This window comes from Paracoccus sp. R12_2 (assembly GCF_017744015.1).
Classification (GTDB): domain Bacteria; phylum Pseudomonadota; class Alphaproteobacteria; order Rhodobacterales; family Rhodobacteraceae; genus Paracoccus.
Window position 1 is genome coordinate 73,336 of record NZ_JAGHRA010000004.1, and the last position, 23,139, is coordinate 96,474.

General features: G+C 64.0%; 25 protein-coding genes. 16 read left to right on the forward strand and 9 right to left on the reverse strand.

Annotated features, from left to right (window positions below; genetic code table 11):
- Nucleotides 1-34: 34 nt before the first annotated feature.
- Both J7359_RS06420 and J7359_RS06425 read right to left on the reverse strand, forming a co-directional pair.
- Nucleotides 35-352, reverse strand: coding sequence for a metalloregulator ArsR/SmtB family transcription factor (locus J7359_RS06420; RefSeq protein WP_209056039.1), 318 nt, complete (start codon nucleotides 350-352; stop codon nucleotides 35-37).
- Between the two features lie 56 nt (nucleotides 353-408).
- The gene (locus tag J7359_RS06425; protein WP_247740225.1) at nucleotides 409-855 is read right to left on the reverse strand and encodes a thioredoxin family protein; all 447 of its coding nucleotides are present in this window, start codon (nucleotides 853-855) and stop codon (nucleotides 409-411) included.
- Nucleotides 856-1,072: 217 nt separating this feature from the next.
- On the opposite strand from J7359_RS06425, the gene soxX reads away from it, so the two are divergent.
- From soxX to J7359_RS06490, 13 genes are all read left to right on the forward strand, one after another.
- Complete coding sequence (gene soxX / locus J7359_RS06430; RefSeq protein WP_209055770.1) at nucleotides 1,073-1,558, forward strand: sulfur oxidation c-type cytochrome SoxX; 486 nt, start codon at nucleotides 1,073-1,075, stop codon at nucleotides 1,556-1,558.
- 8 nt (nucleotides 1,559-1,566) lie between these two features.
- Nucleotides 1,567-2,007 (forward strand): thiosulfate oxidation carrier protein SoxY, encoded by a 441-nt coding sequence (soxY, locus tag J7359_RS06435; protein WP_209055772.1) that lies wholly within the window; start codon nucleotides 1,567-1,569, stop codon nucleotides 2,005-2,007.
- A 20-nt stretch (nucleotides 2,008-2,027) separates the two neighbouring features.
- Nucleotides 2,028-2,357 (forward strand): thiosulfate oxidation carrier complex protein SoxZ, encoded by a 330-nt coding sequence (gene soxZ / locus J7359_RS06440; RefSeq protein WP_209055774.1) that lies wholly within the window; start codon nucleotides 2,028-2,030, stop codon nucleotides 2,355-2,357.
- Between the two features lie 82 nt (nucleotides 2,358-2,439).
- On the forward strand, nucleotides 2,440-3,306 hold the full coding sequence (gene soxA / locus J7359_RS06445) for a sulfur oxidation c-type cytochrome SoxA (protein ID WP_209055776.1): 867 nt from the start codon (nucleotides 2,440-2,442) through the stop codon (nucleotides 3,304-3,306).
- Nucleotides 3,307-3,388: 82 nt separating this feature from the next.
- On the forward strand, nucleotides 3,389-5,077 hold the full coding sequence (soxB, locus tag J7359_RS06450) for a thiosulfohydrolase SoxB (RefSeq protein WP_209055778.1): 1,689 nt from the start codon (nucleotides 3,389-3,391) through the stop codon (nucleotides 5,075-5,077).
- A gap of 16 nt (nucleotides 5,078-5,093) precedes the next feature.
- Nucleotides 5,094-6,365: a sulfite dehydrogenase gene (gene soxC, locus J7359_RS06455; protein ID WP_209055780.1), complete on the forward strand. Its 1,272-nt coding sequence runs from the start codon at nucleotides 5,094-5,096 to the stop codon at nucleotides 6,363-6,365.
- Nucleotides 6,349-7,479 carry a c-type cytochrome gene (locus tag J7359_RS06460; protein WP_209055782.1) on the forward strand — a complete coding sequence of 377 codons (1,131 nt, stop codon included), beginning with the start codon at nucleotides 6,349-6,351 and terminating at the stop codon, nucleotides 7,477-7,479. The genes soxC and J7359_RS06460 overlap by 17 nt, the downstream gene beginning before the upstream one ends.
- Before the next feature lie 75 nt (nucleotides 7,480-7,554).
- Nucleotides 7,555-8,526, forward strand: coding sequence for a methylmalonyl Co-A mutase-associated GTPase MeaB (meaB, locus tag J7359_RS06465; protein ID WP_209055783.1), 972 nt, complete (start codon nucleotides 7,555-7,557; stop codon nucleotides 8,524-8,526).
- Between the two features lie 67 nt (nucleotides 8,527-8,593).
- Entirely contained in the window at nucleotides 8,594-9,640 is a 1,047-nt protein-coding gene (locus J7359_RS06470; protein WP_209055785.1) for a trifunctional transcriptional activator/DNA repair protein Ada/methylated-DNA--[protein]-cysteine S-methyltransferase, read from the forward strand.
- A 185-nt stretch (nucleotides 9,641-9,825) separates the two neighbouring features.
- On the forward strand, nucleotides 9,826-10,125 hold the full coding sequence (rpmB, locus tag J7359_RS06475) for a 50S ribosomal protein L28 (protein WP_209055787.1): 300 nt from the start codon (nucleotides 9,826-9,828) through the stop codon (nucleotides 10,123-10,125).
- Between the two features lie 114 nt (nucleotides 10,126-10,239).
- The gene (gene cutA / locus J7359_RS06480) at nucleotides 10,240-10,545 is read left to right on the forward strand and encodes a divalent-cation tolerance protein CutA (protein WP_209055789.1); all 306 of its coding nucleotides are present in this window, start codon (nucleotides 10,240-10,242) and stop codon (nucleotides 10,543-10,545) included.
- On the forward strand, nucleotides 10,511-10,894 hold the full coding sequence (locus J7359_RS06485; RefSeq protein WP_209055791.1) for a hypothetical protein: 384 nt from the start codon (nucleotides 10,511-10,513) through the stop codon (nucleotides 10,892-10,894). The genes cutA and J7359_RS06485 overlap by 35 nt, the downstream gene beginning before the upstream one ends.
- 49 nt (nucleotides 10,895-10,943) lie before the next feature.
- Nucleotides 10,944-11,423 (forward strand): copper chaperone PCu(A)C, encoded by a 480-nt coding sequence (locus J7359_RS06490; RefSeq protein WP_209055793.1) that lies wholly within the window; start codon nucleotides 10,944-10,946, stop codon nucleotides 11,421-11,423.
- A 47-nt stretch (nucleotides 11,424-11,470) separates the two neighbouring features.
- On the opposite strand, the gene J7359_RS06495 is transcribed toward J7359_RS06490, so the two are convergent.
- Both J7359_RS06495 and J7359_RS06500 read right to left on the reverse strand, forming a co-directional pair.
- Nucleotides 11,471-12,115, reverse strand: a complete 645-nt coding sequence (locus J7359_RS06495) for an arylesterase (RefSeq protein WP_348524343.1) — start codon at nucleotides 12,113-12,115, stop codon at nucleotides 11,471-11,473.
- Nucleotides 12,112-14,526: a heavy metal translocating P-type ATPase gene (locus J7359_RS06500; RefSeq protein ID WP_209055794.1), complete on the reverse strand. Its 2,415-nt coding sequence runs from the start codon at nucleotides 14,524-14,526 to the stop codon at nucleotides 12,112-12,114. Before J7359_RS06500 ends, J7359_RS06495 begins: the two co-directional genes overlap by 4 nt.
- A 424-nt stretch (nucleotides 14,527-14,950) precedes the next feature.
- On the opposite strand from J7359_RS06500, the gene J7359_RS06505 reads away from it, so the two are divergent.
- The 3 genes from J7359_RS06505 (at nucleotide 14,951) to yghX (ending at nucleotide 17,588) form a co-directional block, all read left to right on the forward strand.
- The gene (locus tag J7359_RS06505; protein WP_209055796.1) at nucleotides 14,951-15,523 is read left to right on the forward strand and encodes a L,D-transpeptidase; all 573 of its coding nucleotides are present in this window, start codon (nucleotides 14,951-14,953) and stop codon (nucleotides 15,521-15,523) included.
- Between the two features lie 2 nt (nucleotides 15,524-15,525).
- Complete coding sequence (gene mnmH / locus J7359_RS06510; protein ID WP_209055798.1) at nucleotides 15,526-16,578, forward strand: tRNA 2-selenouridine(34) synthase MnmH; 1,053 nt, start codon at nucleotides 15,526-15,528, stop codon at nucleotides 16,576-16,578.
- A gap of 122 nt (nucleotides 16,579-16,700) precedes the next feature.
- On the forward strand, nucleotides 16,701-17,588 hold the full coding sequence (gene yghX, locus J7359_RS06515) for a YghX family hydrolase (RefSeq protein ID WP_209055800.1): 888 nt from the start codon (nucleotides 16,701-16,703) through the stop codon (nucleotides 17,586-17,588).
- Here the strand turns inward: yghX and J7359_RS06520 are convergent.
- Genes J7359_RS06520 through J7359_RS06540 form a run of 5 tightly spaced genes read right to left on the reverse strand, consistent with a single transcriptional unit; the run spans nucleotide 17,576 to nucleotide 23,070 of the window.
- Entirely contained in the window at nucleotides 17,576-18,385 is an 810-nt protein-coding gene (locus tag J7359_RS06520; protein ID WP_209055802.1) for a purine-nucleoside phosphorylase, read from the reverse strand. The genes yghX and J7359_RS06520 overlap by 13 nt on opposite strands.
- Nucleotides 18,369-19,334 (reverse strand): ABC transporter permease, encoded by a 966-nt coding sequence (locus J7359_RS06525; RefSeq protein WP_209055804.1) that lies wholly within the window; start codon nucleotides 19,332-19,334, stop codon nucleotides 18,369-18,371. Before J7359_RS06525 ends, J7359_RS06520 begins: the two co-directional genes overlap by 17 nt.
- The gene (locus J7359_RS06530) at nucleotides 19,334-20,431 is read right to left on the reverse strand and encodes an ABC transporter permease (protein WP_209055806.1); all 1,098 of its coding nucleotides are present in this window, start codon (nucleotides 20,429-20,431) and stop codon (nucleotides 19,334-19,336) included. Before J7359_RS06530 ends, J7359_RS06525 begins: the two co-directional genes overlap by 1 nt.
- The gene (locus tag J7359_RS06535; protein ID WP_209055808.1) at nucleotides 20,431-22,080 is read right to left on the reverse strand and encodes an ABC transporter ATP-binding protein; all 1,650 of its coding nucleotides are present in this window, start codon (nucleotides 22,078-22,080) and stop codon (nucleotides 20,431-20,433) included. The genes J7359_RS06530 and J7359_RS06535 overlap by 1 nt, the downstream gene beginning before the upstream one ends.
- Nucleotides 22,081-23,070: a BMP family ABC transporter substrate-binding protein gene (locus tag J7359_RS06540; protein WP_209055809.1), complete on the reverse strand. Its 990-nt coding sequence runs from the start codon at nucleotides 23,068-23,070 to the stop codon at nucleotides 22,081-22,083.
- Nucleotides 23,071-23,139 lie beyond the last annotated feature (69 nt).

The following is a 23,139-nucleotide window of genomic DNA, read 5'->3' on the forward strand; positions in this document are numbered from 1 at the left end:
ATCACCTGCGATCGCAATATCCGGCGCCGTCGTCTCAGCCCGCGCAGAACAGCCGGTACATCAGGCCGACCACCTCTTCGGCACGGGGATCCGACACGGAATAAAGCCGCGCCTTGCCGTCGCGGCGGCAACTGACTAGCCCTTCGGCGCGCAGGCGTGCCAGCTGCTGGCTGACGGCGGCCTGACGCTGGCCGAGCAGACGTTCCAGTTCGGTCACGGTCTTTTCGCCTGCGGACAAATGGCACAGGATCATCATGCGGCCCTCATGGGCCAGCGCCTTCATGAAGGCGGCGGCCTCGGTTGCCCGTTCGATCATGTCGGCCGGGGCAAGGCTGCCGCAGTTCTCGTCCATAGGCAGTGGGACGGCGGGGGATTGCTCGCCGATCATCATGTCTTGTGCGGAACGTGTCATCCGTCTTCCCTCATGTCTGCGGCCTGCAAGCCCGCCTTTGACAGCATGTCGTCGATCAGCGGATAGAAGAACTGATCGCCCGGGTATCCCTCAAGCCGCGCGACCTCGTCGCCATTTTGCAGCAGGATGAAGGTCGGGGTGATGGTCGGGCGTCGGTCCAGAACGACACCATCGGGCCACGGACCGTCGATATCCGTCACCAGCAAGGGCGCGGCCTTTCCCTCGGCTGAGTTGGGATAGCCGGGGCCGATCTCGCGGTTCCAAGCGGCGCAATAGATACAGCCCTTGGCCTCGACCATCAGCAGCCGCACCGGGGCGGCTTGCCAGTCGACGCTGTCTCGCGCGATCTGGGCCGCATGTGCGACAGCCGTCACGGAAACCGCCGCAGGCAACGAAAGCAGCGCGGCACAGGCGATTGCCAGACAGGATACAGGGCGCCGCATGGGCGAAATTCCTTCAAAGACGATCCACAAGACTTAGGCGCTTGGCCCGGTTCTGGCAAGCGTTGCAGGGGGTGGCGCGCGAACGCGCCGCAGTTTCAGCGGCTTACCGGATGCGTTGCGAAAAGTCATATACTCAAATGCGAATTTTATGTTGCATTATGTGCGCGATGCCCCTTACCTTTGTCGCAACAGGGAGAAGACGAGAGGGAGGAAACTCATGCCACGCCATGCCGCGTTTACGGCAGCGGCGGCACTTGTGGCGATGGCGTCGGCCATGCCCCTTGCCGCCGAGACCGCGCCGCAGGATGTAGCTTTTGACGATATCGGTGCAATTGCTGAGCCCTTGTCCGATACCGCAGGCGATCCTGAAGAAGGCGCAAAGATCTATGCCGACAAGGGCACCGGCAACTGCGTTGCCTGCCACGCGATCAGTGCACGGACCGATGCCGAATTTCAGGGCAATATAGGGCCGTCGCTGGACGGTGCCGGCGATCGCTGGTCGGTCGAACAGTTGCGCGGCATCGTGGCGGACGCCAAGCGGACCTTCCCCGAATCGATGATGCCCAGCTTGTACAAGACCGCTGGCTATGTCCGGCCCGGCGACGCGTTCACCGGCAAGGCCGGGACCGAGCCGCTGCCGCCGTTGCTGAACGCGCAGCAGATCGAAGACGTCGTCGCCTATATCGCGACGCTGAAGGAGTGATTGCAGCAATGAAGATCGACAGACGAGAAGTTCTGGTCGTGGGTGCTGGGGCGGCGGCGCTTGCCTCGTTGCCCCTGACCGCGATGGCGCAGGACGGCGCGGCCGAGAAGACCGCCGACGAACTGATCGCCGAATTCACTGGCGGGGCCGAGGTCGCCGAAGGCGATGGCGTCACCCTGACCGCGCCCGAGATCGCCGAGAATGGCAATACGGTGCCGATCAGCGTCGAAGCCGAGGGCGCCTCGGAGATCCTGGTCCTTGCACCGGGCAACCCGACGCCCCCCGTTGCAACCTTCAAGTTCGGTGAACTGGCTGGCGCCCATATGGCCTCGACCCGAATTCGGCTTGCAGAAACGCAGGATGTCGTGGCCGTCGCGAAACTGGCCGACGGATCGTTCGTCCGGACATCGTCGAATGTGAAGGTCACCATCGGCGGCTGCGGCGGCTGAGCGGGAAGGAGAAACAAGATATGGCAGACAACGTCAAACCCCGTGTTCGCGTCCCGAAGACCGCCTCGAAGGATGAGGTGATCCAGATCAAGACGCTGATCTCGCATCCGATGGAATCGGGTCAGCGCAAGGACAAGGATGGCAATATCATCCCGCGTTCTATCATCAACCGGTTCCATGTGACCTTCAACGGCACCGACGTCATCGATGTCACCATGGAGCCTGCCATCAGCACGAACCCGTATTTCGAGTTCGAGGCCAAGGTGCCGGAATCGGGCGAGTTCGTCTTTACCTGGTACGACGACGACGGCTCGGTCTACGAGGACAAGCATTCGGTCGAGGTGTCCTGACGACACGGGACGAAACCCCAGGCAAGGTCGCCCCGGCCGGCGAACAATGATCGGCCGGGTGCCAACCAAGGGAGGAGAGAACATGACAATCCCGCTTCGCAGGGCTGCACTGGCCGCGATGGCCTGCGCCTTGGCCCTGCCGGCGCTGGCCGAGACGGTCCCGGAATCGACCGATCCGATCGTCATCAACGGGGGTGAGGTCGAACTGCAGACCGCCGCACCCGCCCCCGAACACCTGGACGGGGCGCTGGACGAGATCTATTCGGGCTGGCTGTTCCGGGACCCGGACACGCAGACCATGCAGACGGATGATTTCGAAAATCCCGGCATGATCTTCGTCGATCAGGGCATGGACGAATGGAACATGGTCGAGGGCGAGGCCGGAAAAAGCTGCGCGTCCTGCCACGAGGATGTGTCCGAGTCGATGAAAGGCGTTCGTGCGACCACACCCAAGGTCAACAAGGACGGCGCGCTGTGGTCGGTCGAGGATTATGTCAACGACTGCCGCACCAACCGCATGCAGGCCGAAGCCTTGGATTGGAACGGTAACAGGATGAAGAACCTGACCGCCCTGATCTCGATGCAGTCGCGCGGCATGCCGATGGACGTCGCGATCGACGGCCCTGCCCAGCCCTTCTGGGAGCAGGGCAAGGAGATGTACTATACGCGGTATGGGCAGCTTGAACTGGCTTGCGCCAATTGTCACGAGGACCATTTCGGTGACTGGATCCGTGCGGACCACCTGAGCCAGGGTCAGACCAACGGCTTTCCCGTCTATCGTCTGAAGCAGGCCGGTCTGGTTTCGCAGCACAACCGTTTCCGGGGCTGCATCCGCGATACCCGTGCCGAAACCTTTCCCATGGGCAGCGATGAATTCCGTGCGCTGGAACTGTATGTCGCGTCGCGCGGCAACGGCCTGCCGGTCGAGGGCGTCAGCGTCCGTCACTGAACCATGCCCGCGCGTCCGATCGGTCGCGCGGGTTTTTTCGCCTTAACGACTGCACGTATATGAATATTTACGGAGAATGCCGATGATCTCTCGCCGCGAAATGTTGCAGCTTGGTCTTGCCAGCTCGGCCGCGCTTGCGGGTTTGGGGTTCGGCAACCTGCCGCGGGCCTTTGCACAGCAGGCACTGACGCAGGACCAACTGCTGCAGTTCGACGATTTCGGCAATCTGACCCTGATCCACGTCACCGATTGTCACGCGCATCTGAAGCCGATCTATTTCCGTGAGCCGGACACCAATATCGGCGTAAGCGAAGCCAAGGGCCGGGCGCCGCATGTCGTGGGCGAGGCGTATCAGAAGATGTTCGGAATCGAGCCGGGCAGCCGCGACGCCTATGCGCTGACATATCCGGATTTCGTCGACCTGGCCAAGACCTATGGCAGGATGGGTGGCTTCGACCGGGTGGCAACAGTTGTGAAGGCGATCCGCGCGGCCCGTCCGAACTCGCTGCTGCTGGATGGCGGCGACACCTGGCACGGTTCCTATACCAGCCTGCAGACCCGCGGCGAGGATATGGTGCGGGTGATGAACCTGCTGGGTTCGCAGGCGATGACCGCGCATTGGGAATTCACCCTTGGCACCGAACGCGTGCAGGAACTGATGCAGATGATGGATCAGCCACTGCTGGGGGCGAACATCTTCGACGTCGAATGGGACGAGCCGGCGTTCGAGCCATCGAAGATCTTCGAGACGAACGGCCTGCGCGTGGGCGTTGTCGGTCAGGCCTTCCCCTATCTGCCGATCGCCAATCCAAGCTGGATGTTCCCCGAATACAGCTTCGGCATCCGCGAGGAACGGATGCAGCAGGTGGTGGACGATCTGCGCGCTGAGGGCGTCGATCTGGTTGTCTGCCTGTCGCATAACGGCTTTGACGTGGATCACAAGATGGCTGGCCGCGTGAAGGGGATCGACGTGATCCTGTCCGGCCATACCCACGACGCCATTCCCGAACCCGTGCTGGTCGGCGAGACGATCATCATCGCCAGCGGCAGCCACGGCAAATTCGTCAGCCGGGTCGATCTGGACGTTCAGGGTGGCAAGATGATGGGTTTCCGCCACAAGCTGATCCCGATCTTTTCGGACGTGATCGAACCGGATGCCGAGATGGCCGGTCTGATCGACGAGATCCGCGCCCCCTACGAGGCCGATCTGACCGAAGTGATCGGCAAGTCGGAAGGCTTGCTGTATCGGCGCGGCAATTTCAACGGCAGCTGGGACGATCTGATCTGCGAGGCCATGCTGTCCGAACGCGACTCCGAGATCGCCTTGTCACCCGGCGTCCGCTGGGGCGCCTCGGTCCTGCCGGGCGACATCACGCGCGAGGACATCCATTCGGTCACGTCAATGACCTATGGCGAGTGTTACCGCACCGAGATGTCGGGCGAGATGCTGAAGACGGTCATGGAAGACGTGGCCGACAATATCTTCAACGAAGATCCCTACTACCAGCAGGGCGGCGACATGGTTCGCGTGGGTGGGCTTGGCTACACCATCGACCCCTATGCCGAGATCGGAAACCGGATCAGCAACATGATGCTGCTGAAGGAAAATGCGCCGATCGATCCGGCCCGGAACTATGTCATCGCCGGTTGGGCCTCGGTCAACGAAGGCACCGAGGGGCCGCAGATCTGGGATGTGGTCGAGGATTACATCCGCAAACAGGGCACGGTCGCAACCGCGCCCAACAACTCTATCACCGTCACGGGAGACTGAGGAAGGACCCACCCACATGGCCGGAAAATCTGTCACGACCAGCCGCCGCGGCATCTTGCGGGCGGGGCTGGCGGCTGGTGTCGCATTGCCTGCCGCCGCCCTGTCCGCCCGCGCGCAAGGCGGCCCCGATCCGCTGATCACCGAAGTTCAGGACTGGGCCCGCTATACGGGCGAGGGCGTCGATGAGACGCCCTATGGCCTGCCGATCCGCTTCGAATCCGATGTGGTGCGCCGCAACGTGCCCTGGCTGACCGCCGATCCGATCAGTTCGATCAACTTCACGCCGATCCACGCGCTGGACGGCACGATCACCCCGGCCGGCTGCGCGTTCGAGCGTCACCATTCCGGCGCAATCGAACTGGCCAAGCCCGATTACCGGCTGATGATCAACGGGCTTGTCGATCGCCCGCTGGTCTTCACCTACGAGGATCTGGAGCGTTTCCCACGGCACTCGGGCGTCTATTTCTGCGAATGCGCGGCCAATACCGGCATGGAATGGGCTGGCGCGCAGTTGAACGGTTCGCAGTTCACTCACGGTATGATCCACAACATGGAATATGTCGGCATCCCGCTGAAGACGCTGCTGGAAGAAGCCGGCGTCAAGCCCGAGGGCAAGTGGATCTATGTCGAGGGGGCCGATGCCAGCTCGAACGGCCGTTCGATCCCGATCGAGAAGGCGCTGGACGATTGCATGCTGGCCTTCAAGGCGAACGGCGAGGCGCTGCGCAAGGAACATGGCTATCCCGCACGGCTGGTCGTGCCCGGCTGGGAAGGCAACCTGTGGGTCAAGTGGCTGCGCCGCATCGAAGTGACGGACGGTCCGGTGGAAAGCCGCGAAGAGACCAGCAAATACACCGACACGCTGGCCGATGGCACCAGCCGCAAATGGACCTGGGTGATGGATGCGAAGTCGGTCGTCACCGCACCCAGCCCGCAGGTGCCGATCCGGCATGGCAACGGGCCGCTGGTGATTACCGGACTGGCCTGGTCGGGCAGGGGCGCGATCACGCGCGTCGATGTCTCGGTCGATGGCGGCAAGACATGGAAGACGGCCCGGCTGGCAGCGCCAGGGCAGCCGATGCAGATGACACGGTTCTGGCTGGATCACGACTGGCAGGGCGAAGAGATGCTGCTGCAGTCGCGCGCGATGGACGACACCGGCTATGTGCAGCCGACCAAGTCGGCGCTGCGTGCGATCCGCGGCGAGAACTCGGTCTATCACAACAATGCCATTCAGACCTGGTGGATCAAGCAAGACGGGAGCGCGGAAAATGTCGAAGTTTCTTAAGGCCGTGGCGCTTGGCGTGGTAACGTCCGGTCCGGCGCTGGCACAGGATGATGCAGGCCGGATGGGACTTGGCCGCGAGGCCCTGCCCGAGGAAATCGCCGCATGGGATGTGAAGATCATGCCCGACGGGCGCGGTTTGCCCGAAGGGTCGGGCGATGTGATGACCGGCGAGGAAAAATATCTTGAACATTGCGCCGCGTGCCATGGCGACTTTGCCGAGGGGCTGGGAAACTGGCCCAAGCTGGCAGGCGGCGAGGATACGCTGGATCGCAGGGATCCGGTCAAGACGGTGGGCAGCTACTGGCCGCATCTTTCGACCGTCTGGGATTATGTCCATCGCTCGATGCCCTTCGGGCAGGCGCAGATCCTGACCCCCGACGAAACCTATGCGATCACCGCCTATATCCTTTATTCGAACTATCTGGTCGAGGATGACTTCGTGCTGTCCCGGGACAATTTTCTGGACGTCGCGATGCCCAACGCGGATGGCTTCATCGTCGATGACCGCGAAGAAACGGAATACCCCGAATTCAGCGGCGAACCCTGCATGGAAAACTGCAAGGACAGCGTCGAGATTACCATGCATGCCTCGGTTCTGGACGTGACGCCGGACGATCCGGACGACGGTGATGGCGACGAAGAGTCGGTCCAGGAAAACTCGGAAGATCCGCCGGCTGATAACGCGCCGGTCGAGGACGCCTCTGCCGAGCAGGCGACCGAAGCTGCTGCCGGGGTCGAAACGGCCGACGCTGCGGCAGGTGACGGCGACGCACAGGCGGCGGCCACCGAACCAGACCCGGAACTGGTCGCGGCGGGCGAAAACGTGTTCAAGAAATGCAAGGCCTGTCACCAGGTCGGCGAAGGCGCGAAGAACCGCGTCGGCCCGATGCTGAACGGCGTCGTCGATCGTCAGGTGGGCGCCGTCGATGACTACAAGTATTCGACGGCCATGCAGGAAGCGGCTGAGGGCGGCATGGTCTGGGACGACGAGGCGTTGCATGGCTATCTGGCCGATCCCAAGGGTTTTCTTCCCAAGAACAAGATGGCGTTCGCGGGGCTGAAGAAGACCGAGGACATCGACGCCGTGATCGCCTATCTGCGCGCGCACCCGTAAGGCTTGGCATTTCGCCGCCATGCAAATATCCACGATGATACGGAGACATCCGGTCTTCGTTTCCGTTGGGGACGCATGGACGAATTGCTTGAACCGCTGATCAGGGGCGACCGGCGCGCGTTGTCCCGCGCGATCACCCTGATCGAATCGACGCGACCCGATCATCGCGAACGGGCCATCGCCTTGTTGTCCGCGCTGCCCGATCGCCAGGCGTTGCGGATCGGGCTGTCGGGTACGCCTGGCGTCGGCAAGTCGACCTTTATCGAGGCGTTCGGAACCATGTTGACCGAACGCGGCCTGCGGGTCGCGGTGCTGGCTGTCGATCCGTCCTCGACCCGCTCGGGCGGTTCGATCCTGGGTGACAAGACCCGGATGGAGACGTTGTCGCGCAATCCTGCCGCCTTCATCCGGCCGACCCCGTCCAACGCCCAGCTTGGCGGCGTCGCACGGCGCACGCGCGAGGCGATTCGGCTGTGCGAGGCGGCAGGGTTCGACGTGGTGCTGATCGAGACCGTCGGGGTCGGACAGTCCGAAACGCTGGTCGCCGAGATGTCGGATCTGTTCGTGTTGCTGCTGGCACCTGCCGGGGGCGACGAATTGCAGGGCGTCAAGCGCGGCATCATGGAAATGGCCGATCTGATCCTTGTGAACAAGGCCGATGGCGACCTGTTGCCGACCGCGCGCCGCACCGTGGCCGATTATGCCGGGGCCCTGCGCCTGCTGCGCAAGCGACCACAGGATCCGGACGGGTTTCCCAAGGCCGTGGCGGTGTCGGCTGCGACCGGACACGGCCTGGAAAGCGCGTGGGACGACATGACGACGCTGACCGATTGGCGGCGCGAACATGGGCATTTCGACGGCAACCGCGCCGCGCAGGCGCGTCACTGGTTCATGGCCGAACTGCGCGCCGGATTGCTGGCAAGGCTGGACGAAGCTGATGCGAAGGCACGGCTTGGCAGGCTGGGCGACGCCGTGGCGGCGGGCGAGATGGCGCCGGGCGAGGCGGCATCGCGAATGCTGGAAGACTTGTCGCGTCGGGTGGATTAGACGCCCGATTTCGCGCCCCATTCCGGCAGCGAATCGGCTAGAAAAGGGCATGAACAAGGATTCTGCCATGCTTGATTTGCCGCCGCCCGACACGCTTTACGACGCGCTGCTTGCACGTGATCCGGCCTACGAGGGACGGGCGCTGGTCGGCGTGACGACAACCGGCATTTTTTGCCGCCTGACCTGTCCGGCGCGCAAGCCCCGCCCCGAGAACTGTCGTTGGTTCGCAGACGCGACACAGGCGCGCGCGGCGGGATTTCGCCCCTGTCTGCGCTGCCGTCCTATCGGGGCGACCGCGGAAGGAGAGGCGCTTGTCATGCGACTGATGGCGGATCTGAAGGATGATCCGGGCCGCCGCTGGTCCGAGGCCGATCTGATCGGCATGGGGCTGGATCCGTCCACGGTGCGACGTGCATTTCAAAGACATTTCGGACAAAGCTTTCTGCAGATGGCGCGGGCGGCGCGGCTGCAGCACGGAATGCGGATACTGACAAAGGGGGCGGCGATGATCGAGGCACAGCTTGACGCGGGGTTTGATTCGGCCAGCGGGTTTCGGACCGCGTTCGCCCGACTGTTCGGCCACCCGCCGCATCGAATGCGGGGCGGCGGCGATCTTCGTGCCGACTGGATCGACACGCCACTTGGCGGCATGATCGCGATCGCAGACGATGAGGCGCTGCATCTGTTGGAGTTCATCGACCGCAAGGCCCTGCCCGAAGGGCTGCGAAAGCTGTCGGGCCTTGTCGGCGGGCGCGTGGGTCTGGGGCGCAGCGGGGTGATCGACCGGGTCGAGGCGCAGCTTGGCGCCTACTTTGCAGGCGATCTTCCGCGTTTCTCGATCCCCGTTCATCTGCACGGCACGGAGTTTCAGCGTCGGGTGTGGCGCGCCTTGCAGGATATTCCGGCGGGTCAGACCCGAAGCTATGGCCAGCTTGCGGACCAGATCGGACAGCCGACCGCGACACGCGCTGTGGCACGTGCCAATGCGACGAACCGAATCGCGCTGGTCGTGCCGTGTCATCGCGTCATAGGCGCGGATGGCAGCATGACGGGGTATGCTGGTGGATTGTGGCGCAAGGAGAAACTGATCGAGGCCGAACGTCGCTATGCCTGACCAGTGGCAGGCGTCAGGCGGGCAACCGATCCCCTGATTTGCGGCAATTCCCGGTTGACGCGGCCCGTCGCGCGCTGTAATCACCCGCGAACGGATTTTCGGGCGCTGCGACGCGGCGCCCTTTCACATTGGGTCGGACCCGTCTGCAGGGGACGCCCGCCAAGTTGAGACGAAGGATAAACACCATGTCGCGCGTCTGCGAACTGACCGGCAAAGGCCCGATGACCGGTAACAATGTCAGCCACGCCAACAACAGGACCCGTCGGCGGTTCCTGCCGAACCTGAATGACGTGACGCTGACCTCGGAAAAGATGGGTCGCAGCTATTCGTTGCGCATCTCGGCTTCCGCGCTGCGCTCGGTCGATCACCGTGGCGGCCTGGACGAGTTCCTGGCCAAGTCGAAAGACATCGACCTGTCGGCCCGCGCGCTGAAGATCAAGCGCGAGATCGCCAAGAAAGAAGGGCCGGCCGAACTTCAGGCCTGATCCTTGCGAACTGGCGCCTAGGCCTGCCCCGCTTCGGCGGGGCTTTCGCGTTTGTCCTGACCTCTTGTCGTCCCTCTGTTCTGGGCTTTATGGGTGGCATCAGGGGGTGAACGAATGCTGCATCTTGAAACGACCTGTCCCGGGTCCGGGGTGGCGAAAGACATCGCCCGCGCGGCGCTGAAAAGGCGGCTGGCGGCTTGCGCGCATGTTGAGCCAGAGATCGTCAGCCTGTTCCACTGGCAGGGTGCGATCAAGCACGAAACCGAGATCCGGTTGGTCCTCAAGACTCATGAGGGGCGGCGCGACGCGCTGATCGCGCTGATCCGGGACATGCATCCCTATGACCTGCCGGTGATCACCTGGCACCTGGTTGCGACCACACCGGATGCGACAGAATGGCTTCTGGAAGAAACACGGTGACTGCGCCATTCTGTCACGCATGAACTCGGCGTTGAGAATTTGCCTGATCCTTGGCCTGATGTTGACCGGCATCGGGCTGGGCGCGGCGCGCGGCACGGTTCAGATCGGTGGGCAGATGGTCCTGTGCACCGGCGAAGGGGTCGTTGTCAGCTTCGGCGCGGATGGCCGGCCTGACGGTCGGGCGCATGTGTGCCCTGACATGGCACTGGCGATGATGGCCGCGGCAGTGTCGCCAGATCCGCCCCCGGCGCCGTCGCCGCGGGTGAGGCCCGTTCAGGCGTTTCAGCCCGCGACCACGATGCCCACGCGTCAGGCGCCGCCCGCCGCGGCGCGCGATCCTCCGGCGTGATTGTCTTTCATCATAACAGTCTGACAACACGACATTCAGGAAGATCAACATGAAGTCCATATATCTTGCCGCTGTCGCGGCACTGATTCCCGTTGCTGCCGCCGCCCATGACGGAGTCGACGTGCAGGACGCATATGCCCGCAGCGCGAACCCCGTGACCGGTGCTGCGTTCATGGTTCTCAGCAACCATGCGGATCGCGATTGCCGCCTTTCCGGGGTGTCCTCGGATGTGGCCGAGCGGGTCGAACTGCATACGCACCGCGAAGTTGACGGGGTGATGAAGATGACCGAGGTCGAGGAGGGATTTCAGATCCCTGCCTATGGCACGCACGAACTGGCACGCGGCGGCGATCACGTCATGTTCCTTGGGCTGAAATCACCGCTTGAGGATGGCCAGACGATTCCGCTGACGCTGGATTTCGGCGATTGCGGGACCGAACAGGTCGATGTGCCGGTGGACAACCACCGCAAGCCCGCGCACGGCAAGGCCATGCACAAGATGGGCGACATGGAAAAAGCCGACCATTGATCCTTTGATCCCTTTGATGCGCCGCGCCCGAAAGGCGCGGCGCGATGTCAGGGTGTGATGCGTGACAGAAGCTGGGCGACCTTGGGGCCAAGATCTTCGACGATCAGATTGACCGCCTTGGCCGTGGGATGGATCCCATCGGGCTGGATCATCTCGGGCTGGCGTTCGGGCGGCAGTACGATCAGCGGCGCATACAGGTTTTCCAGCAGCAGCGCATCATGGCGTTCGGCCAATCGCGGCCACATCTGTGCCCAGGCCCGCTGCTTGGCTGGCGGGTCGGTCGGGCGCGCCATGATGCCGACCAGCAGGACCGGACGACCGTCCGCGCCCGCGCGTGTCAGGATCGCATCCAGGTTCGCCTCGGCCTTCGCAGGCGGGATCTCCAGCAGGATGTCGTTGCCGCCAAGCTCGACCATTACCGCGTCCGCCTGATCCAGCATTTCCGGGCCAAGCCGGGCCAGTCCGCCAGCCGTCGTGTCGCCGGGCAGGCTGGCATTGTCGATCCGGGCCTGGATGCCATGCCGGTCCAGCCAGCGCGACAGCACCGGAACAAGCTGGTCATCGGGTGCAAGCCCATCGCCTGCGGCCAGGCTGTCGCCCAGGATCAGCAGGCGCGGCGCCTCTTGCGCGGGGGCGGGAATGGCCAGAACGCTCAGGGCCGTCAGTGCAAGGAATAGTCGTCTTCCGATCACGTCGCTCTCCTCAGTCTCAGGGCATTGCCGACGACGAATACCGACGACAGCGCCATCGCCCCGGCGCCCAGCATCGGCGACAATGCCGGGCCACCGAAGGGCACCAGAACCCCCATTGCGACCGGGATCAAGGCGATATTGTAGGCAAAAGCCCAGAACAGGTTCTGCCGGATATTGCGCATCACCGCGCGGGCCAGCCGGATCGCGCGAACCACACCCGAGGTATCGCCCGACATCAGCACCGCGTCCGCCGATTCGATGGCGATGTCGGTCCCGCTGCCAATGGCGATGCCGCTGCCCGCCGCGGCAAGCGCGGGCGCGTCGTTGATTCCATCGCCGACGAAGATCGTGCGCGGTCCCATCCTTTCGATCGCCTCAAGCTTGTCATCGGGCCGCAGCGCGCCTTGGGCCTCGTCGATGCCCAGACGTCGGGCAACCGCGTCAGCCGTGGCCTGCAGGTCGCCCGACAGCATCGCGCAGCGCAGACCCATGCGACCCAGTTCCGCGATCGTTTGCGCGGCCTCGGGACGTTCGGGGTCGGCCAGCAGGAAGCAGGCCCGGTGGACACCGTCGATCGCCAGATGTGCGGGCGTCGCCCCGTCGGCTGCGGCGCGATCGGCCGCATCAACGAGCGCCGGGCCGGCGGGAACGCCAGCTTCTTTCAGCGCATCGAGATTGCCGATCAGCAAGTCGCGGCCATCGGTGCGCGCGGACAGGCCGCGCCCTGCGGTGGCTTTCGCAAGCTGTGCGTCGGGAAGATCCAGCCCTCTGGCCGTGGCCGCGGACAGGATCGCCGCCGCCAGCGGATGTTCTGATCGCGCCTCGGCCGCCGCGGCCAGCCGCAATGCGTCAGCTTCGGATATTCCGGTCGTCACGATGCGTGTCAGCGTCGGGCGGCCAAGGGTCAGCGTGCCGGTCTTGTCGAAGGCAATCCGGTCGGCCTCGGCCATCCTTTGCAGTGCTTCGCCGCGCCGGAACAGAACGCCCAGCTCTGCCCCGCGACCTGTTCCGACCATGATTGACACCGGCACCGCCAGTCCCATCGCGCAGGGGCAGGCGATGATCAGGACAGCGACGCCTGCGACAACGGCCTCGGCCAGTCCCGGCCCGAACGCTAGCCACAAGGCGAAGGCCAGCGCCGCCAGCGACATCACAGCCGGCACGAAGATCCGTGTGATCTGATCCACCAGCGCCTGCACCGGCAGCTTGGCGGACTGTGCGGTTTCGACCATCGCGACGATGCGCGACAGGGCCGTGTCCTTTCCTGTCGCGGTCACCCGATAAGTCAGCGCCGACATTCCGTTGACCGTGCCGCCGGTGACGGGATCGCCCGGCGCCTTTTCAGCGGGCACAGGCTCTCCGGTCAGCATCGCTTCGTCGATATGGCCATGCCCCTCGGTGATCTGGCCATCGACGGCGACGCGTTCTCCCGGCGCCAGCCGGACCAGATCGCCGGGTTGCAGGTCGGACACGGCTACCTGCATGTCGCGTCCGTCACGAATAAGCGTGGCCTGATCCGGGGCAAGTTCGACAAGGCGCCTGATCGCCTCGCCCGCCTGTCCCTTGGCCCGTGCTTCCAACCATCGACCCATCAGGATCAGCGTGACGATGACCGCTGCCGCCTCGAAATAGACGTGGCGAGAGGCCGCAGGCACGATCTGCGGCGCAAGCGTCACGACCGAGGAAAACAGGAAGGCCGCCCCGGCCCCCAGCGCCACAAGGCTGTTCATCTCGGGCCTGCCACGCAACAGCGCGGGCACGCCGATCGTGAAAAAGCGCCGTCCCGGCACCGTAAGGACGATCGCCGTCAGCAGCATTTCGGCAAGCCACAGCGGTGTCGTCCCGGCCAGACCCATCAGCCAGTGATGAAATCCCGGGAATACATGCCCGCCCATTTCCGCAATGAAGACGGGCAGGGTCAGCATCAGCGCCAGGCGGAAATCACCCCGCAGCATCAGGGCTTCGTCCCGCTGCGGATGAGGGGCGGTGCGACCATCCGGGGTCTGGGCCGCGTAGCCCGCCCGGGTCACGGTTTGCACCAGTTCCGTAGGAGCCAGTCCGGGCGCGTGCGTGACGCTGGCCGAATTCGTCAATAAATTGACACTGGCCGAGACGACATCCGGCCGCGCGGACAGCGCACGCTGCACATGACTGGCGCAGGACGCACAACTCATCCCCGCGACATCCAGCGTGGTCGTCGTCAGCTCGGGCGGATAGCCGGCCTGCGTCAGCGCGGCGTCGATCTGTGGCAGGGTCGCGCCGTCCAGTCGCATATGCGCGCGCTTGGTCACTGGGCTTACGGCGATGTCGCGGAGGCCGCCAAGGCCGTTCAGCGCACGTTCGACCCGGCCTGCGCAGGACGCGCAGTTGATGCCGGGTATGGCAAGGTCAATTTCGGTATGGGTGGTCATGTCCGTTTCCCCAGATCATGCGGTTATATGTCGGCATGGTTGGGAAAACAGGTGGCGCCTGGGGACCGCGGGGGACAACTCGCGGGATCTGGATGCGTGGCGCGGCCTCGTCCATCGTCGATGGGTCGGGATACCGGATCGGGCCCGCGATCGCCGGGCGCGCATCGACATGACACCGGCAGGCGCGATCGCCCCGCCCACGGCAAATATGCGCCGCACGCCGCGTGGCGCGGCGGAACCTGGTGCCCGGGCAACAGGCGGAAGCAAGGCGTCTGACGTTGCTCATGGGGCAACAGTTGTGATCGGCGATGGCGTCGGTCAAGTCGAAATATGTCAAATACGGCCTCTTGAGTTGCAAGCGGGCCATTCCGTCCTGTATTTTGCTGGCAATACAGAAGACATACAGGCTTGAGGACAACCAACCATGAACCGCCGTCAAATGATCGCGCTTTCGTTGCCGCTGATCGTCGCCCCGTCGCTGGCGATGTCGCAGGCCGCGCAAGTGACCCCCGCCGCCGCCGATGCGCGCGACCCCTATGCCCCGACCGAGGTTTCGATCCGCAATGATTTCGAAGTCGGCAGCATCGTCGTGGTCAGCAAGGACTTCTTCCTCTACCACGTCGTCGCGCCGGGCAGGGCTGTCCGCTATGGCGTGGCGGTCGGCAAGAACGAACTGGTCTGGAAGGGCAAGGCACGCATCGGCCGCAAGGTCGAATGGCCAAGCTGGACGCCGACCCAGGACATGATCAAGCGCAATCCCGGCCAATACGCCAAGTGGGAAAACGGCATGCCGGGCGGGCCAAGCAACCCGCTGGGGGCGCGCGCGCTGTATCTTTACAACGACAAGGGGCAGGATACCGCGATCCGCATCCATGGCACGACGGAACCCGGATCGATCGGGCGCGCGGTCAGCAATGGCTGCATCAGGATGCGCAATGAGGCGGTGATGAGCCTGTTCGATCAGGTTCCCGTGGGCACGCCCGTCTACGTCTACTGATCTTGGCCATTCGTCCGACCAGCGTCGCGGACCCCGCCTTCGCGGGGTTCGACGACATTATCGATGTCCGTTCACCACAGGAATTCGCCGAGGATCACCTGCCGGGCGCGATCAACCTGCCGGTGCTGGACGATCAGGAACGCGCGCAGGTCGGCACGATCTACAAGCAATCCTCGCCCTTCGACGCACGCAAGATCGGCGCCGCCCTGGTCGCCGCGAACGCGGCGCGGCATATCGCGGGAGCGCTGGCGGATCGCGGCGGTGGCTGGAAGGCGCTGGTCTATTGCTGGCGCGGCGGGCAGCGTTCGGGCAGCTTTGCGACCATACTGGGACAGATCGGCTGGCGCGTGGACCGGATCGAAGGCGGCTACAAGGCGTGGCGCAAGCTGGTGGTGGATCGTGTGCAGAATGGCCCCGTCGCCGCGCCCGTTGTTGTCCTCGACGGAAATACCGGCAGCGCCAAGACCGCGATCCTGCAGCGATTGGCGGCGCGCGGGGCGCAATGCATCGACCTCGAGGGGATGGCGCGCCATCGTGGCAGCCTGTTCGGGGCGATGCCGGGCGGGCAGCCCAGCCAGAAGTTGTTCGAGGGTCGCCTTGCAGCGCAGCTTGAAGGGCTGGACGCCGCGCGTCCGGTGATCGTCGAGGCCGAAAGCAGCCGGATCGGCGATATCACGATACCGAAGGCGCTGTGGCAGGCGATCTGCGCGGCCCCCCGGATCAGGCTTCAGGTGCCCGTCGATGCACGCGCGGCCTATTCGGCCCATGACTATGCCGATCTGGTGGCCGATCCGGACCGCTTAGCCGAGATCCTTGCATCGCTTGCGCCGCTGCATCCGGCAGAACGGATTCTGGCATGGCAGAAGATGGCATCGTCCGGCGCGTGGCAGGCGCTGGCCGAAGGTCTGATGCGCGATCATTATGATCCCAGATATCTCAAGCACCGCTTGCGATATGCCGAACGCGAGAAAGCCGTCGTGGCGCTGAACGATCTGCAGGATCTGGACGCAGCGACCGGGCAGGTCGAAGCGGCGCTGGCCGATCTGGCCCGCTGATCAAGGGGGATTGGACGGCTGGTCCTGTCCCTTGGGTCGGCGCATGAAGCAGGTCGCCGGTTTGTGATCCGGTTTGGCGACGGTTCGGGGGTAGGCTTGCGCCAGCAAACTGGGAGAAGCCGATGCCTCGAATGACAGCGAAAGACTTCCCGCAAGAGCTGCTGGATTTGTACGATTTCTATGCACATGGCCGCATCACCAAGCGCCAGTTCTTGGATCGTGCCACGAAGTTCACCGTCGGCACGGTGACGGCAGCGGCCCTTCTGGACATGCTGAGCCCTGATTATGCGCTGGCCGAGCAGGTCAGCTTCAACGATCCTGACATTCTGCCGGAATACATCACCTATCCGTCGCCCGACGGCCATGGCGAGGTGCGTGGCTATCTGGCGCGGCCCTCCACTGCCGAGGGCAGGCTGCCTGCGGTTCTGGTGATCCACGAGAATCGCGGCCTCAATCCGTATATCGAGGATGTGGCGCGTAGGCTTGCCAAGGCGGGGTACATGGCGCTGGCGCCGGATGGGCTGACCTCGGTCGGCGGCTATCCGGGCAATGACGCCGAGGGGCGCGAACTGCAGCAGCAGGTCGATCCGGAAAAGCTGATGAACGATTTCTTCGCGGGCGCGCAACACCTGCTGACGCGCGAGGATTCGACCGGCAAGGTCGGCTGCGTCGGCTTTTGCTACGGTGGCGGCGTCTGCAATGCGCTGGCGGTCGCCTATCCGGAACTCTCTGCCTCGGTGCCCTTCTATGGACGGCAGGCACCGGTCGAGGACGTCCCGAAGATCGAGGTCCCTCTGCTGCTGCATTTCGCCGGTCTCGACGAGCGGATCAACGAGGGCTGGCCAGCCTACGAAGAAGCTTTGAAGGCCGCCGGCAAGACCTATGAAGCGCATATCTACGAAGGCGTAAACCACGGTTTCCACAACGATTCGACGCCGCGCTATGATCAGGCGGCGGCGGAACTTGCCTGGCAGCGGACTCTGGACTGGTTCGGACGTTACCTGTCCTGAGCGTCGCGCAGGAAACGGCGCAGCACCGTTTCCAGTTTCGATGCGCCGATCGGTGCCATGGCCTTTGTGTGGTCATGGCTGATCGATTCATCGGACAGCCCGGCGCCCATGTTGGTGATCACCGATATGGCGGCACAGCGCAGCCCCAGAAACCGGCCAAGGATGATTTCCGGCACGGTGGACATGCCGACGGCGTCGGCGCCAAGCGTCCGCGCGGCGCGAATTTCGGCGGGCGTCTCGAAGCTGGGTCCCGAGAACCAGCAATAGACGCCTTCGGGCAGATCGATGCCTTCGGCCTGTGCCGCGGCGCTGAAGGCGTCGCGCATCTGTGTGTCGTGGGCGTCTGTCATCGGCACGAAGCGGGCGTCGGTCGCTTCGCCGATCAGCGGGTTCGTTCCTGCGAAGGCGATGTGATCGTCCAGCAGCATCAGCCCGCCGGGCGGTATGTCGGGGCGCAGAGATCCGGCGGCGTTGGTCAGGATCAGCTTCTTGGTTCCCAGCGCCGCCAGCGTTTCAAGCGGTAGCCGCATCGCGTCGGCGCGCCCGGATTCGTAATAATGCGACCGTCCGCCAAAAACTGCGACGCGCCGACCTTCCAGTTCGCCGATCACAAGCTGGGGCACATGGCCCGACACGCTTGCATGGGGAAATCCGGGCAATTCGTCATAGGGAATGGCCGTGCCATCGACTTGCGCCGAAAGATGGCCAAGGCCCGAACCAAGGATCAGCCCGTATTCCGGGGCCTTGTCGCCCGCCCTGTCGCGGATCAGGGCGGCAAGATCAACGCTCTTTGACATAGGGTTCTCCGCCCGCGCGTGGCGGGATGGCGCGGCCCACGAAACCGGCAAGGATGATGACGGTCAGGATGTAGGGCAGCGCGTTCATGAACATCGACGGCACCGTGACGATGCCCAGATCAAGGTTGGGATAGCGGTTGGCGATCGCCTCCAACAGGCCGAACAGGAACGTCGCGAACAGCGCGCTCCACGGTCGCCACTTGGCAAAGATCAGTGCGGCCAGGGCGATAAAGCCGCGCCCGGCGGTCATTTCCTTGACGAAGCCCGCCGACAGCCCGGTGGCCAGATAGGCGCCAGCCAGCCCGCAAAGAATGCCCGCCAGGGCAATGGCGGCGAAACGCAGCCGCGTGACCGATACGCCGGCGGTATCGACCGATGCCGGGTTCTCGCCGACCGCGCGCAGCCGCAGGCCGAAGCGGGTGCGGAACAGCACCCACCATGTCAGCGGCACCAGGGCAAAGGCGACATAGACCAGGATCGTGTGGCCCGAGATCAGTTCCGAATAGATCGGCCCCAAGAACGGCACGTCGCGCAGCGCATCCGCGAAGGGCAGCGTGACCTCGTTGAACCTGCCGCCGTCGGTCAGGGCCGGCGTCCGTCCGCCCAGCCCGAAGATCTTGATGCCCAGAAGCACCGTCATGCCCGACGCAAGGAAATTGATCGCGACGCCCGAGATCAGCTGATTGCCCCGGAAGGTGATCGAGGCCAAGCCATGGATCAGCGACAGTGCCATCGACCCGGCGATGCCGGCCAGCAGTCCAAGCCATGCGCTGCCGGTCACGAAGGCGACTGAGGCCGAGGTGAACGCCGCCATCAGCATCTTGCCTTCCAGCCCGATATCGAAGACGCCCGAGCGTTCGGAATACAGCCCCGCCAGACAGGCCAGCAGCAAGGGTGTCATCAGCCGCACGGCACTGTCGAGGATCTGGATGATCGTGGCGAAATCCATCACGCATCCCCCCGCTTGCGCATCGCCAGGAACAGACGCTCAAGCGGCATTCGCACCATGTTGTCCAGCGCACCTGTGAACAGGATCACCAGTGCCTGAATGACGATGATCAGTTCGCGCGGAATGCTGGTCCACAGCGCAAGCTCGCCCCCGCCCTGATACAGGAAGCCGAACAACAGCGCGGCGAGGAACACTCCGAACGGGTGGTTGCGGCCCATCAGCGCCACCGCGATGCCGATGAAACCGGCACCCTCGACCGCGTTCAGGACCAGACGTTCGGATTCGCCCATGACGTTGTTGATGGCCATCAGGCCCGCCAGCCCGCCCGAGATCAGCATCGCGATCACCGTGATCCTGACCGGAGAGATGCCGGCATACATCGCGGCGGGCTCGGAACGTCCGAACGCCCGGATCTCGTATCCCAGTCGGGTGCGCCAGATCAGCAGCCAGACCAGCACGCAGGCCACGATGGCGATGAAGAAAGTGATGTTGACCGGGGTGTTGCGGCCCCACTCCATCCCCAAAGCGGCGGCCATGTCGGTCAGCGCCGGCAGATGCGTGCCTTCGGGAAAGCGGGCCGAGGCCGGGTCCATGCTGCCTACCGGACGCAGCAGGTTGACCAGAACATAGTTCAGCAGCGCGGCGGCGATGAAGTTGAACATGATCGTGGTGATCACGATATGGCTGCCCCGCTTTGCCTGCAGATAGGCCGGGATCAGCGCCCATGCCGCACCGAACAGCGCCGCCCCCACCATCGCGGCAGGCAGGGCGATCCCCCAATGCGGCCATGGCAGTGCAAGACAGACCAGCGCCACCCCCAGCCCGCCGACCATCGCCTGACCCTCGCCGCCGATATTGAACAGGCTGGCATGATAAGCCACCGCGACGGCAAGCCCGGTGAAGATGAAATTCGTGGTGTAGTACAGTGTAAAGCCCCAGCCATAGCTGGAGCCAAGGGCCCCATCCACCATGGTTTTCAGGGCCATGGTCGGGCTTTCCCCGATCGCCAGGATGACCAGCGCCGAGATGATCATGGCAAGCAGCAAGGAGATCAGCGGAGTCAGGATCACGTCCGCCCATTTCGGCATCTTGTCCATCAGCGGGGCTCCTTGGGCTGTTCATCAACATGGGCATGCGCTGGCGGAATGCCGTCTTCGACGTCGTGGTGTTCGGTATCCGTAACGCCTGCCATCAGCAGGCCCAGTTCCCCGGTCGTGGTCTGATCGGGCAGCCGTTCGCCCATGATGCGGCCGTCAAAGATGACCGCCACGCGATCCGACAGGGACAGGATCTCGTCAAGTTCCACACTGACCAGCAGGACTGCCTTGCCGGCATCGCGCAGTTCGACGATGCGCTTGTGGATGAATTCGATGGCGCCGATATCGACGCCGCGCGTCGGCTGACCGACCAGCAGCAGGTCCGGGTTCCGCTCGATTTCCCGGGCCACGACGATCTTCTGCTGGTTGCCGCCGGAAAAATTGCGCGCCGCAAGGTTGGGGTTGCGGGGGCGAACATCGAAATGTTCCATCTTCCGCTCGGCATCCTGACGGATGGCGGCGTTGTCCATCAACAGGCCACGATTATACTCCGGCGCGCGATGATATCCGAAGGCGACGTTCTCCCAGGCTGCGAAATCCATGATCAGCCCTTCGGACTGGCGATCTTCGGGGACGTGGCCGATACCACGCGCGCGGCGCGTGGCCGCATCGGATTTCGTGCCCGTCAGGTCCAGCTCTTGCCCGTTCATGCGAATGCTGCCGCTGACCTTCGCGCCCTTTTCCGGAAAGCCGCCCAGCAATTCCAGCAACTGGGTCTGGCCGTTGCCCGACACGCCCGCGATGCCAAGAATCTCGCCGGCACGGATGTCGAAGCTGACGCCGCGCAGACGTTCGACGCCCTCGTCATCGACCAGTTTCAGGTTCCGGACCTCCAGAACCGGGGCGCCGGGTTGGGGCGGCGCTTTCTCGACATTCAGCAGGACCTTGCGGCCCACCATCAGCTCGGCCAGTTCCTCGGGGCTGGTTCTGTCCGTCTCGACCGAGGCGACCATCTGACCGCGTCGCATCACGCTGACGCTGTCGGTGATCTCCATGATCTCGCGCAACTTGTGGGTGATCAGGATGATCGTCTTGCCTTCGGCCTTCAGCCCTTCAAGGATGCGGAACAGGTGATCGGCCTCGGCAGGGGTCAGCACGCCGGTCGGCTCGTCCAGGATCAGGATATCGGCCTGACGATACAGCGCCTTCAGGATCTCGACCCGCTGCTGGTGGCCCACGGACAATTCATCGATCGTTTCGTCGGGATCGACGTTCAGCTGATATTCCTGGGCAAGCTGCTTCAAGACGCCGCGCGCCTTGGTCAGCGACGGTCGCAGAAGCCCCCCATCCTCGGCCCCGAGAATGATGTTCTCCAGCACGGTAAAGTTCTGGACCAGCTTGAAGTGTTGGAAGACCATGCCGATGCCCGCACGGATCGCGGTCTGGCTGTCCGCGATCGTGATCGGCTGCCCGTTCACCAGAATCTCGCCGCGATCAGGCTTGTAGAAGCCATACAGGATCGACATGAGCGTGGATTTTCCGGCGCCGTTCTCGCCGATGATGCCGTGTATCGTGCCTTTCCTGACGCGAAGGTCGATGTCCTTGTTCGCCTGAACCGGCCCGAACGCCTTCGAGATTCCGCGAAGTTCGATGGCATAGGGGGCAGCCGTATCCGGCCGCCCCCCCGTCTGTTGCGCCGCCGCGGCCATTTACTGGACCGGGCAGGTGTTGTCGGTCATGTAGTCGTGGACCTCGATCGCGCCCGACTCGATTCCGGCCCGGGCCTCGTCGATGGCGGCCTGCATCTCGGGCGTCACCAGATCCTTGTTCGCATCGTCCACGGCGACGTCCACACCACCCGCGGCAAGGTCCATGACCTTAACGCCGGGGACCATGTCGGTGCCTGCCACGAAGGCATCGTAGACCGCATTGTCCACGCGCTTGACCATCGAGGTCAGCATGCTGCCGGGATGCAGGTGGTTCTGGTTGCTGTCCACGCCGACGCCCAGCTTTCCGGCATCCGCGACCGCCTGAAGCACGCCGATGCCTGTGCCGCCCGCCGCTGCATAGACCACGTCGGCGCCCTGGCTGATCTGCGCCTTGGCAAGCTCGCCGCCTTTTACCGGATCATTCCATGCCGCCGGGGTGGTGCCGGTATAGTTGATCAGAACCTTGCCCTCGGGCTTGGTGGCCTTGAACCCTTGCGCATAGCCGCATTCGAACTTGTGGATCAGCGGGATGTCCATGCCGCCGATGAAGCCGACGATATCGGTCTGCGATGCCAGCCCGGCCATCACGCCGGCCAGGTAGCTGCCTTCCTCTTCGGTGAAAACGACCGACTGCACGTTGGGTTGATCGACCACCATGTCGATGATCGCAAAACGCGTGTCCGGATAATCAGGGGCGATCTTGTTCAGAACGTCGCCAAACGCGAATCCGGTCATCACGATCGGGTTCGCGCCCGTCTCTGCCAGCCGGCGCAGCGCTTGTTCGCGCTGTGCTTCGGACTGCATTTCCAGTTCCTTGTAGGTGCCGCCCGTCTCCTCGACCCACCGCGTCGCGCCTGCATATGCGGCCTCGTTGAAGGATTTGTCGAACTTGCCGCCAAGATCGTAGATCAGGGCCGGGTCCGCCATGGCGGCGCCCGAGGCGAGGGTTGTCAGCGCGCAGCCGGCCATCAGCGATTTCATCAAGGTCATGCTATGTCTCATCCTGTTGTCGCGGACGATTCAAGCCGCCCGCCTGATCGCCCGATTAGGGCGTATCGC

Bases quoted from the DNA above. Each gene is read 5' to 3' on its own strand.
- J7359_RS06420 (WP_209056039.1), bottom strand. From the start codon at position 352: ATGGACGAGAACTGCGGCAGCCTTGCCCCGGCCGACATGATCGAACGG.
- J7359_RS06425 (WP_247740225.1), bottom strand. From the start codon at position 855: ATGCGGCGCCCTGTATCCTGTCTGGCAATCGCCTGTGCCGCGCTGCTT.
- soxX (WP_209055770.1), top strand. From the start codon at position 1,073: ATGCCACGCCATGCCGCGTTTACGGCAGCGGCGGCACTTGTGGCGATG.
- soxY (WP_209055772.1), top strand. From the start codon at position 1,567: ATGAAGATCGACAGACGAGAAGTTCTGGTCGTGGGTGCTGGGGCGGCG.
- soxZ (WP_209055774.1), top strand. From the start codon at position 2,028: ATGGCAGACAACGTCAAACCCCGTGTTCGCGTCCCGAAGACCGCCTCG.
- soxA (WP_209055776.1), top strand. From the start codon at position 2,440: ATGACAATCCCGCTTCGCAGGGCTGCACTGGCCGCGATGGCCTGCGCC.
- soxB (WP_209055778.1), top strand. From the start codon at position 3,389: ATGATCTCTCGCCGCGAAATGTTGCAGCTTGGTCTTGCCAGCTCGGCC.
- soxC (WP_209055780.1), top strand. From the start codon at position 5,094: ATGGCCGGAAAATCTGTCACGACCAGCCGCCGCGGCATCTTGCGGGCG.
- J7359_RS06460 (WP_209055782.1), top strand. From the start codon at position 6,349: ATGTCGAAGTTTCTTAAGGCCGTGGCGCTTGGCGTGGTAACGTCCGGT.
- meaB (WP_209055783.1), top strand. From the start codon at position 7,555: ATGGACGAATTGCTTGAACCGCTGATCAGGGGCGACCGGCGCGCGTTG.
- J7359_RS06470 (WP_209055785.1), top strand. From the start codon at position 8,594: ATGCTTGATTTGCCGCCGCCCGACACGCTTTACGACGCGCTGCTTGCA.
- rpmB (WP_209055787.1), top strand. From the start codon at position 9,826: ATGTCGCGCGTCTGCGAACTGACCGGCAAAGGCCCGATGACCGGTAAC.
- cutA (WP_209055789.1), top strand. From the start codon at position 10,240: ATGCTGCATCTTGAAACGACCTGTCCCGGGTCCGGGGTGGCGAAAGAC.
- J7359_RS06485 (WP_209055791.1), top strand. From the start codon at position 10,511: ATGCGACAGAATGGCTTCTGGAAGAAACACGGTGACTGCGCCATTCTG.
- J7359_RS06490 (WP_209055793.1), top strand. From the start codon at position 10,944: ATGAAGTCCATATATCTTGCCGCTGTCGCGGCACTGATTCCCGTTGCT.
- J7359_RS06500 (WP_209055794.1), bottom strand. From the start codon at position 14,526: ATGACCACCCATACCGAAATTGACCTTGCCATACCCGGCATCAACTGC.
- J7359_RS06505 (WP_209055796.1), top strand. From the start codon at position 14,951: ATGAACCGCCGTCAAATGATCGCGCTTTCGTTGCCGCTGATCGTCGCC.
- yghX (WP_209055800.1), top strand. From the start codon at position 16,701: ATGCCTCGAATGACAGCGAAAGACTTCCCGCAAGAGCTGCTGGATTTG.
- J7359_RS06520 (WP_209055802.1), bottom strand. From the start codon at position 18,385: ATGTCAAAGAGCGTTGATCTTGCCGCCCTGATCCGCGACAGGGCGGGC.
- J7359_RS06525 (WP_209055804.1), bottom strand. From the start codon at position 19,334: ATGGATTTCGCCACGATCATCCAGATCCTCGACAGTGCCGTGCGGCTG.
- J7359_RS06530 (WP_209055806.1), bottom strand. From the start codon at position 20,431: ATGGACAAGATGCCGAAATGGGCGGACGTGATCCTGACTCCGCTGATC.
- J7359_RS06535 (WP_209055808.1), bottom strand. From the start codon at position 22,080: ATGGCCGCGGCGGCGCAACAGACGGGGGGGCGGCCGGATACGGCTGCC.
- J7359_RS06540 (WP_209055809.1), bottom strand. From the start codon at position 23,070: ATGACCTTGATGAAATCGCTGATGGCCGGCTGCGCGCTGACAACCCTC.